We start from the raw sequence: 10,387 nt of genomic DNA on the forward strand, positions 1-10,387 counted from the left end.
AAAATGCCTTTGCGAGAATTAAGCATTATCGAGCTATTTCAAGTAGATATGACAAGTTAGAAAGGAATTATGCCAGCATGTTATCGCTGGCATTCATGTTAATGTGGTTACCGATGTATTGCTGAATACGAAATGTACAGCAAAGATCAACACGCCCTAGTACCATCAAAACTCGATTGAGTAAGGTCGACAACACCAATAAATTGAAAGGCATTCTCATCAGGAAGCGTCACTTCTCCTTCTAAACGCGACCAAAGTTGAGGGACTTTCTGGGCAAAATCTTGCGTCAGTGAAAACAAACCACTGATTTCTGAGGTAATCCCCTTAACCAAGAAAGGCTCTCTTTCGTCGATACGCACATTAACGAAACTTAGCGCGCCCTTTTCTTCAGCGCTTACCGTTTCAGACACTTGTATCGGCTTTCTTAGCCCTACTCTTTTCCCCGCCTTCCTGTACTGACTAGGGCTTGCCCCAAACATCTGCTTAAATGAACGGCTAAAACTAATCTCTGAATTGAATCCGAGTCCAAGGGCGATATCGATCACTCGCTCTTTGCTGTCCAACAATTCTTCAGCCGCTTGGCTTAACTTAAGTTCTCTCACGTAGTTTGCAACAGTAAGTCCGGTTTCAGCTTGAAACACCCTTTGCAATTGCCATCGTGACCAGCAACTCTGCTTCGCAATATCTTCTAATGATAGTGTCGAGCTGAGGTTCGCATGGATATAAGCCAAAACGCGGCTGATACGGTCAAATGCAGGTGTGTTCATAGTCAAGCAATTAAATTCCCGGTAGTGGTCATAACGTATTAGATGTCAGAGATACTTTTATCATTTAAAGGCGCTTTTATCACTTAAAAATGGCTAAAGCGCACCCAATTCATCCTTCCCTCTCATTGCAACTTCGCCGAGGAGATGCCCCATTTTGTATGGTTATCATCGAAAAGGCTCGCTATGATAACGCAACTAATTCTCATTTAATGGTTTAAGATGCTTTCCCAGCTGCACAATGTTTTCACTCGTCGGAGAGCCCCTTCTCTACACCAAAAAATCTTCGCTTACTCTAAACAAATTACGCCTTATCTTAGTGGAAGTTATGGTTCTCTGAGCAGCAAAAGTATCGCTATTACGAATGATAATAGCCATATCGAAATCAAGCGCGTATACGATGGCCTTGCAAAGAGTCAACCTGAAGCGGGTAAAGCCTACTGGTTAACACGAACTTGGGACCTAGTATGCTGGCAACCTGTCTATGTCACCTTTGTTTCAATATACGGCCTTCATTCGCTGCCCGATATCAAGAATATTGGTCAATTTAGGTATAAAGAGTTCGTCACAGGATACCGTTTCTTTAATGGTGACCATCAGCACGGCACGCCAGAAGAGTTAATCCCACACGCTGGTAAAGCCATACTTGAACTCACTGAGTTTTTCCGCGATCAGATTAGTGAGTGGACACGCATCCGCCCGGGCTTTACCAACCATTTACTCGCGGATCTATTATTGGGTTGTTTAATCAAACTGCAACAGCACGAGCAAAGCCTGACCAATGAGTATATAACCGAGCAAGCGAAACTATGGTTAGCGGCATGCCAACTGCCAGATAGTCATTTAGACAGCCTCAAAATCGACGATACTTCGGGAATGCTTAAGCTCGTTAGGGTCAGCTGCTGCTTAGTCTATAAGTGTGACTCTGGGAAATATTGTGAAGATTGTCCTAGGCACCCAGACAACAAGAAGAGCGCTTAACACCACCATCTAATTTCAAAGGCCAGTAAAGGTGCATTTGCTTTTATCAAATGACTTTGTTGGTCGAGGCAGTACTAACATGTTTCAACTTTCAAACATCAAAATCGTTCGTGAAGAGCGAACCATTCTCTCAATTGATGAGCTTTCCATTCCAACGAATGAACTCACCGTGATTCTTGGTCACAACGGGTCAGGAAAATCAACATTGGTTAACTTGCTCTCAGGGCAAATGGCACCGGATCACGGAACGGTAGAGTTAAATGGTGCCTCTCTCTCCTCTTTCAAAAGCAGAAACCTAGCCAAAAAGATCGCGTATCTACCGCAAAAGCTCCCAGCTTCTGCAGGCTTAACGGTAGAGGAGCTGGTTCGTCTAGGGCGTTTTCCTTGGCGAGGCACCTTTGGTCTTTGGAACTCAGAAGATCAATCCATTATCCAACAAGCGATGAAAAGAACGGGCGTTGCTGAGTTCTCGCAGGCATTGGCGGACGATTTGTCTGGTGGTGAACGCCAGCGAGCTTGGGTATCTATGTTGCTCGCTCAGCAGTCACCAGTATTGATCCTCGATGAGCCAACGTCAGCACTGGATGTTCATCACCAATTTCAACTGATGAGTTTGCTGTCTGAACTGAATAAAGAAGAAGATGTGGGTGTGATTGTCATTCTGCATGACTTGAACCTCGCACTGCGCTACGCGACACACATCGTTGCTTTAAAGAGAGGTCATATCGCATTTGAAGGAAGCGCCGATAAGTTACTCGACGAACAAGCGTTGTCTGCACTGTATGAATCCCCTATCCGACTGATCGACCATCCTGTACCAGCCAACACCGCAGCAAGTGAGAAAGTCGTCGTCTGTGAGTAGCTTAGGAAACTCTCACAAAAGACCAACATAGCGCAGTCTCTAGTATCTAGTCACTACCAAGGGGACAGCCACTTTTGTCAGAGGTTGATTCTGTCCTTGCTAACCCATTAGTTGAAAAATTCCTTCCTTAAGCAATCAGAGTTTGAAAAATCACACGAAGTAAACAATAGTTAACGTGATGCATATCTATTAAATGAAAAAAGATCGTGTAAGAGATTCACAATAACACGGTTCGGATGAACACAACGTCGGGTAAAGTATTTGATGGCTCATGAACAAAAAAGTATCCAGTTACTTGATGAAATTCTGAAACTCAATGGCAGCGCATTACTCGACAGAGTAACACTTGAGCTTCATCAGCAATTTCAAAGCTACTGTACTTGCGTAGTTGAGATAGCCCACCTACAACATTGTGCGGTGACGCTTTCTAACTCTAGCGGCGGAACCATTGCAGACAGTATGTGCTATGGCCTAACGGGCACACCTTGTGAGCAAGTCGCACAAGACATTGGTGAACTCATCTTCTATCAAGATGAAGTTTACAAGCTCTTTCCTGAAGACCAAATGTTTCAAGACCTCGGCATTCAAGCTTATATTGGGCTCCCTTTAAAAACACATACAGGAGAAGTATTGGGAATCTTAGTCTCAACATTTACCCACTCCATCAGTGAAATTGAAGCCGAAGAGATTATCTTCCATCACCGTTTCTACGCCAACGTCATCATTCATAGTTTGCGAGAGAAATGGATCAGCGAACGCTCTGACAAACTTCTCAACCAACTCAGTTATGAAGTTTCTCATGACAATCTAACCGGTCTGCTCAATCGCAGTTGTTTAGCTGATACGTTAGAAACCTTAACACAGCAGGCTACTCGTCCTTTTAGCCTTGCCTATCTAGATATTGATAATTTCAAATCGATTAACGACATCAACGGTAACTACATTGGTGACCAAATCATCAAGTTTACCGCGGATGCCATTCAACAAAGCTTAACATCCCCAAATAACGCCTTTCGTGTCGCAGGGGACGAGTTCGCCTTTATTACTTATGACGAAGACCCTGTCGCGGTATGTCAGGAAATTCTGGATAAAATCGAAGCTGGGTACTCAGACAAGTCCAACCGTATTTCGTTTACCGTTAGCATTGGTATCGCGCGAGCCCCCGTTCATATGCTCAATAGCGATGACTTGATACTAAATGCAAGTTTGGCTCTTAAGGATTGTAAAAAGCACCGTGACACACGCATTCAGCATTATGACACGCACTTAAGTGCGCTATACCACCGCCAAACACAGCTGATTGAGGCACTACGAGAGCAACTTCGCTTAAGTATTGATGAGAACGAAGAACTGTACGTCGTGGTACAACCCATAGTCGATATTACCAGCGACCGCTGGGATTACTTTGAGATACTGGCTCGTTGGAATAGCAACGTATACGGAAACATTTCACCTGTTGAATTTATTGAAGCCGCAGAGCAATCTGGATTGATCATTGAGTTGGGTGAACGCATTGTTGAGCTAGCTTGTCGTGCAAAACAAGCGCTAGAGCGACAGCTGGGCTATAACGTCAAACTGTCAATTAACTGCTCAGCACATGAACTGGTCGACTCTAACCGTTATATGAACTTCTTGACTCGTATTCTAGAGAAATACGATCACCAAGCGACAGACTTTGTTATCGAGCTCACCGAAACCGTATTGTTGTCGCAAAGTGGCCGAGAACAGATGGTTCTGAACTCACTTCGTTATCTCGGGTTTAAAGTTGCACTGGATGATTTCGGTACCGGTTATTCTAGTTTGAACTACATCCATAGCTACCCTATCGACAGCATTAAAATCGATGCCACCTTTGTGCGAAATATGTTGGCGAACACCACGTCAGAACAAGTAGTGCTGCTCATTGCCCAATTAGCAGAACTGTTAGAAGTCGATTTGATTGCTGAAGGGGTTGAAGACGACAGGGCCTTACAGAAATTGATAGAGATGGGCTGCCATCACATACAAGGCTATTTCTATTCAAGACCTCACAGCGTCAATGAGCTGGTTGGCATCATTAATGACAAACAAATGAAGAGCGCATAAAAAAAGACCAAACAGTGTTTGGTCTTTTTTGCATTTTATAGAAAGGCTTTTTCTTTATCTTTTAACAGCTTGTCCATTTCATTACGGTTCGTAATGAAGCTCGCCATTTCTTTCTTAGGCACTGAGCTTGCCATTGGGATCTTCGCGCGCATTGCGTTCACCGGACGGCCGTATTCGATCAACTCGTAGTGAAGGTGCGGACCAGTTACACGACCAGTCTTACCTGACAAGCCAATGCGTTGACCACGAGAGACCTTCTGCCCTTTCTTCACTAAGATCTTACTTAAGTGTAAGTAACGAGTTTTGTACTTACTACCATGCTCAATCACCACATAGTTACCTGCGTACGGGTGTTTGCGAGTCATGATCACGGTACCATCACCCGTTGCCTCTACAGGTGTTCCTGTCGGTACCGCCCAGTCTGTTCCGTTATGTGGTGCTACACGGCCCGTTACAGGGTGAAGACGTTTAGGGTTGAATCCAGAACTGATGCGCCAGCCTCGGCTAACAGGGTAACGTTGGAAAGCACGCTGAAGGCTCTCACCTTTCGCATTGTAGAATTGACCGTCAGTGTGAAGGTAAGCGGTGACTTCACGACCACGGTTATAAATTTTGATTGCTTCTATTTCGTTCTTGCCAGTTGGCATACCATCAATACTTTGAGAGCGGCGAACCACTTCAAATCGGTCACCAGCGCGTAAATCTTTGCCGAAGTTCACTTGCTCTTTAAGTAAGTTAACCACTTGACTGATTTCTGCTGAGCTCAAGCCCAAACGATTTGCGGATGACGAGAAGCTACCTCGAATAACACCGACCAAAGGCTCTTGCGTCCAAACACCAGGAATTGAGATGTCTGAGAAATCGTAGCTGCCATCGTCATTACGATGGTAAACCACTTTATCTGCAATAGAGAATTGCAGTTCCATTTTTTCAAGTTCGCCCGTAGATTCATTGCGCCAAAAACGCAGTGTGTTACCAGGTTTCAAGGTATCAAGAGCAAGGAAGTTCAAATCCGTTTCCATAACTTTCATCAACGAGCTGTAGCCTAAGCCTAGTTGGCTGAAAATGGTACTCAGGTTATCACCTGCTTGGATTTGGTATTCAAAATTTGGTGGAGTGCCAACTTCTGCTGTTGTCGCATCAAGAATATTTTCGACAACCTGCGTTTCAGGCAGGTTCAATGCGATGGTTTTAGTAAGGGAAGACTCTTTGAGAGAGTTGGAAACACCAATCGCAACTAATACTGGCAAGGAGTACAACAGTAGCGCTTTACGACTTGTCAGATTCGGCAACCGTCTTGTTGTAACTTCATTTGTAGACACGGGAATTACTATCTCCTTTATAACAAGGCTAATAGCTTATGCATTCCCGCATAAGAAATCACTAGTAAATTACGAGATCTAGCGCAGAAAACACTTATTTTTTACAGGAGACAAAAAAATTCATTACTGTTGCATATGTAGGTTATTGCCTACACGCTTAAGTGTCGTCGAATTCAATTGATTTGGTTGTTCTGCCATCGCTTGATTTTCGCCATGTTGAAGATAAGACAGAGAAATTTGCGTGTCACTTTCCCACTTCAAAGAAGACATTTTAATTCGGTCACCGATGAAAACACTGTTCAATAAAACAACTCGGCTTGGCACAGCATCAAATTTAAACAAACCGATATAGTAAAACGCGCCTGAGCCCTGTGTCGTTACGATAACTGGAGCCACAATCCATGGGGTTTCATTGATATCACGTTGAACGATAAACTCGATTGGAACCAGTACTTCACCTTTGGTAGCACCTGCATCGTAGTGACCTTTCAAGAAGCCGTGCTCTTTATCCCATTGTTCAAGAAACGTAACAGCGCTCTGCTCAGGAACCTGAACCGTCCACGGGTTGCGTGACTGAATACCTAGCACTTCTGCTACGATTGGATTTGATTGTGCCTGCACTTGAGGAAATTTCGCCATGATCTCATCGTCAGAAAGGCTAAAACGATAAATGCCCGCGATGATCACCACCACTAACAGAACGATTGGGATCAAAAGAATGAGGGGGATGGGCAGGATTCTCTTACGAGCCATGAAGACTTCCTTGTGTTCTTGTTCTCTTGTCTATGTTCGGAGTATATACCAATTCACCGACCAAGACCTCAACACCTGACCGCTCATTTTGACTCAAGTGTTTCAAAATTAAACTAAACTATTTGTTGGGCAACCAATAGGTAATAACGATGACAAAAATCACCCACACATGTGAATGTGCCTGTGGCTTAGTCCAACTGCGTTGCACGGCGGAGCCCATTCGCACCTCTATTTGCCACTGTTTTGAATGCCAAAAGCGAACCGGAAGCGTATTCGGCGTTCAAGCTCGATTTAACAAAAACCAAGTCATCCTAGATGGTGACATCACCAGTTACACTCGTATTGCTGATTCAGGTCATCACGTTCAATATGACTTCTGCCCGGCATGCGGCACAACCATGCGCTTACAGCTATCGGACGCTCCCGATTACGCAATCATTCCAATGGGACTGTTTAATAACAAAGAGTTTCCAGAACCCACGGTTTCTATCTATGAACAAAGGAAGCATGGCTGGGTAAGCTTTGATTGTACGATGGAACACGCAGGTTGAGTGGCAACGCCATATTAAGAAAACAAACATGCAACATGTCTCTCCTGCTCAAAGTTTGAGAACATCATTCAACAAAAGTTGAGATTTTATTGAGAATGATCAACCGAGTACTGGGAGAAAGACTTTAGTTCCGCGCCACGAGCGTTATAATCTGCTCCTAACATTTGGTGAGGTTTTATTGTGATTTCCAGACTTCCTCGTTGGGTGGAATATGGCGCCTTTCTGCTTGCTCTCCTAGCAGGCTGCGTCAATGCCGTAGGTCTTCTCGGCTTTCAACATCAAGCGATAACGCATCTCTCCGGAACCGTAACTCAGCTAGGGAATAGCTTACTAACAGGTGTGGACTCAACCATCCACCTGCTTTTTATTGTATTCAGCTTTTTGATTGGCTCTGCGTTTAGCGGATTCTTTATCGAAAGTAGCGCTCTAAAGCTCGGCCGCCGCTATGGTGTGGCACTATGTATCGAAGGTAGCTTACTACTTTTGAGCTTGGGCTTTTTAGTACAAGGTAACGTGTATGGTCAGTACCTTGCTTCTGCAGCCTGTGGTTTGCAGAATGCGATGATAACCACCTTCAGCGGTGCCGTTGTAAGGACGACACACATGACTGGCATCATTACCGACCTAGGTATCATGATTGGAGAAAGCCTACGTGGACGTCAATTCGACCGACGTAAAGCCAAACTCTTTATCTTCATTTTCTTTGGCTTCTTACTCGGTGGTACGGTTGGTGCTGGTTTGTTTAACGTTTTTGGACTGTACGCATTAGCCTTCCCTGCGCTTCTCGCTTTCGTTATCGCTATCGCATACTGGGGCTACCTCTACCTACAGAGCCGCCATCAACCAGTCTAGCTTTTATCTGACGGTTTAAGCATTTTACTTAAGCCGTCACTCTCTTCGCTTTCTTCACTCTTCATATCCATTAAACGAACGCCATCAAATGGGCTGATTTAGCTTTTTGTTCTTTATTCCCCTATAAACAGTGGAACTACTGGCAGAAAAGCCCGCTTTTAGCTTGAGATCCGAATCACATTTGCTAGGCTTTTTATTGCTTTGGTCACACTGTGTCGCTTAACAGGCTGCTCACAGAGGCCTACGTGCTACAATTTTCTAACACGAGCAACAATTTCATATACAAGATCCTAGTTTTGATTCAATTGACCGAAAAAACGGCTGAATAACTAGATGTATTTAATGAATAGTATTGCAAAGGATGCAGTTTGCGGGTAATCTCCGCACACTGTGATTAAATACGGATGTTTAGTGAATATTTATGTCATGGAATATGGCGAGTATTGACTAGTAGTAACACGAGACAAACAATGCATAACAACACTAATGCTGCTGAAGCGCCTAAGGGCAACTTTTGGATGTTCTTCATCCCATCCCTGATTGGTCTTCTACTCTTCATGGCACCTATCTCTTACGATGGTGGCCTGACCATTCCTGTTGCGGTTATGGCAAAAGTCATTCCTGCAGTTCTTGGCGATACTTTAATTGCTATCGTTACCGCTATTATTGCTTTCATGGCCGTTGCTTCTGTTCTTTGCAAAATTTTTAAGCCAGCGGCAATTCTGCGTAACGGTTTCCTGAACGGCCTATTTAATCCATCACCATTGTGGCTTATGGTTCGCTTAATCGGTGGTGCTGCAGTACTGATGACTTTCTTCCAAGTTGGTCCAAAAGCCATTTGGGAAGAGAACACTGGTGGCCTAGTGCTTACTGGTCTTCTACCAACGCTGTTTGCGGTATTCATTTTTGCTGGTCTATTGCTGCCGCTACTGCTTAACTTCGGTCTACTAGAATTGTTTGGTGCGCTGCTAAGTAAGGTGATGCGCCCGGTATTTAACCTACCAGGTCGTAGTGCGATCGACTGTATGGCTTCTTGGTTAGGTGATGGCAGCGTGGGTATTCTGCTTACTAGCAAGCAGTACGAAAATAACTTCTACACTCAACGTGAAGCGGCTGTCGTCGGTACAACTTTCTCTGCTGTATCTATTACCTTTAGCTTAGTTGTCATCGCACAAGTTCAATTAGAACACCTATTCCTACCTTTCTACGGCGCTATCTGTCTAGCGGGTATTGTTGCGGCGATCATTATTCCTCGCTTACCACCGCTAAGCCTGAAGAAGGACCGCTACATCGATGGCAGCGCACCTAAGAAAGACGCAGATGCAGTACCTGCAGGTCACACGACTTTCTCATGGGGTATGGACCTTGCTCTAAAACGCGCTGGCCAAGTAACTTCTGTACAGTCAGTATTTAAAGAAGGCGTACATAACGCTATCGACATGGTATTTGGTGTACTACCTGTCGTTATGGGCTTGGGTACAGTGGCACTAGTGATTGCAGAATACACCTCAGTATTCGAAATCCTAGGTCAACCATTTATCCCTTACCTAGAATTGCTACAAATCCCTGAAGCTGCTGCAGCATCTCAAACTATCGTTGTGGGCTTTGCAGATATGTTCATCCCAGCAATCCTAGCGGCTTCTATCGATAACGAAATGACTCGCTTTGTGATTGCAGCAATGTCTGTAACACAGCTAATTTACATGTCAGAAGTGGGCGCACTGCTTCTTGGTAGTAAGATTCCAGTCAACATCGTAGAGCTGTTCGTTATCTTCATTCTACGTACGCTGATTACGCTTCCAGTTATTGCTGGTGTAGCTCATTTGATTTTCTAAAATCGATCAATTTTAGAAGGCTCCGCTCTGTCGGGGCCTTTTTTGTATCTAAAGACTTTCTGTTACATTTTACGCCATTTTTATTACACCTCTCGTTATCTATTCAGCTTTCTAATAGCCTTACTTTTAACGTATAACTTATAAATATAACCTTAAATTCATTAGTTTAAATTGAAGAAAAGCGACAACTCAGACTTGTTTATATAAGGGTCAATGATACTATTCTTATGTTTTTAACAGTTTGATGACGAAGTTCAACAAATAAGATCAATCTCACAACTTTATAAAACAACTCGCCTTTTGTTCGCATTTTGATAACCAAAGTCGAAATTAACCTTCAGGTTTCTGATTAATCTGTCGATAACAAAAATAACACATATGA

At 43.9% G+C, this 10,387-nt stretch carries 8 protein-coding genes and 2 pseudogenes; 7 read left to right on the plus strand and 3 right to left on the minus strand.

Annotated features, from left to right (window positions below):
- Window positions 1-125, plus strand: a pseudogene (locus tag KIV40_RS11110) (IS5/IS1182 family transposase); the annotation flags it as partial.
- A 33-nt stretch (window positions 126-158) separates the two neighbouring features.
- On the opposite strand, the pseudogene KIV40_RS11115 reads toward KIV40_RS11110, so the two are convergent.
- A pseudogene (locus KIV40_RS11115) lies at window positions 159-767 on the minus strand (helix-turn-helix transcriptional regulator); the annotation flags it as partial.
- A gap of 219 nt (window positions 768-986) precedes the next feature.
- On the opposite strand from KIV40_RS11115, the gene KIV40_RS11120 reads away from it, so the two are divergent.
- The 3 genes from KIV40_RS11120 (at window position 987) to KIV40_RS11130 (ending at window position 4,692) form a co-directional block, all read left to right on the plus strand.
- Complete coding sequence (locus tag KIV40_RS11120) at window positions 987-1,745, plus strand: siderophore ferric iron reductase (RefSeq protein WP_134977577.1); 759 nt, start codon at window positions 987-989, stop codon at window positions 1,743-1,745.
- Window positions 1,746-1,824: 79 nt separating this feature from the next.
- Entirely contained in the window at window positions 1,825-2,607 is a 783-nt protein-coding gene (locus KIV40_RS11125) for an ABC transporter ATP-binding protein (protein WP_285349214.1), read from the plus strand.
- Window positions 2,608-2,871: 264 nt separating this feature from the next.
- Entirely contained in the window at window positions 2,872-4,692 is a 1,821-nt protein-coding gene (locus KIV40_RS11130; RefSeq protein WP_228174162.1) for a bifunctional diguanylate cyclase/phosphodiesterase, read from the plus strand.
- 35 nt (window positions 4,693-4,727) lie between these two features.
- On the opposite strand, the gene KIV40_RS11135 is transcribed toward KIV40_RS11130, so the two are convergent.
- The gene (locus tag KIV40_RS11135) at window positions 4,728-6,014 is read right to left on the minus strand and encodes a peptidoglycan DD-metalloendopeptidase family protein (RefSeq protein WP_285349216.1); all 1,287 of its coding nucleotides are present in this window, start codon (window positions 6,012-6,014) and stop codon (window positions 4,728-4,730) included.
- Window positions 6,015-6,137: 123 nt separating this feature from the next.
- Window positions 6,138-6,767, minus strand: coding sequence for a hypothetical protein (locus KIV40_RS11140; protein WP_228174163.1), 630 nt, complete (start codon window positions 6,765-6,767; stop codon window positions 6,138-6,140).
- Window positions 6,768-6,916: 149 nt separating this feature from the next.
- Between KIV40_RS11140 and KIV40_RS11145 the strand changes: the two genes are divergently transcribed.
- The 3 genes from KIV40_RS11145 to KIV40_RS11155 all read left to right on the plus strand — a co-directional run bounded on the left by KIV40_RS11145 (window position 6,917) and on the right by KIV40_RS11155 (window position 10,005).
- A complete protein-coding gene (locus KIV40_RS11145) occupies window positions 6,917-7,318 on the plus strand; it encodes a GFA family protein (RefSeq protein WP_012129778.1) in 402 nt (133 codons plus the stop codon).
- A gap of 180 nt (window positions 7,319-7,498) precedes the next feature.
- On the plus strand, window positions 7,499-8,170 hold the full coding sequence (locus KIV40_RS11150; RefSeq protein WP_285349219.1) for a YoaK family protein: 672 nt from the start codon (window positions 7,499-7,501) through the stop codon (window positions 8,168-8,170).
- A gap of 470 nt (window positions 8,171-8,640) precedes the next feature.
- A complete protein-coding gene (locus KIV40_RS11155) occupies window positions 8,641-10,005 on the plus strand; it encodes a YjiH family protein (RefSeq protein WP_005533370.1) in 1,365 nt (454 codons plus the stop codon).
- The last annotated feature ends 382 nt before the right edge of the window (window positions 10,006-10,387 follow it).

It is taken from the genome of Vibrio sp. D173a (assembly GCF_030248475.1).

Excerpts from the sequence above, each read along its gene's own strand:
- KIV40_RS11120 (WP_134977577.1), top strand. The coding sequence starts at position 987 with ATGCTTTCCCAGCTGCACAATGTTTTCACTCGTCGGAGAGCCCCTTCT.
- KIV40_RS11125 (WP_285349214.1), top strand. The coding sequence starts at position 1,825 with ATGTTTCAACTTTCAAACATCAAAATCGTTCGTGAAGAGCGAACCATT.
- KIV40_RS11130 (WP_228174162.1), top strand. The coding sequence starts at position 2,872 with ATGGCTCATGAACAAAAAAGTATCCAGTTACTTGATGAAATTCTGAAA.
- KIV40_RS11140 (WP_228174163.1), bottom strand. The coding sequence starts at position 6,767 with ATGGCTCGTAAGAGAATCCTGCCCATCCCCCTCATTCTTTTGATCCCA.
- KIV40_RS11145 (WP_012129778.1), top strand. The coding sequence starts at position 6,917 with ATGACAAAAATCACCCACACATGTGAATGTGCCTGTGGCTTAGTCCAA.
- KIV40_RS11155 (WP_005533370.1), top strand. The coding sequence starts at position 8,641 with ATGCATAACAACACTAATGCTGCTGAAGCGCCTAAGGGCAACTTTTGG.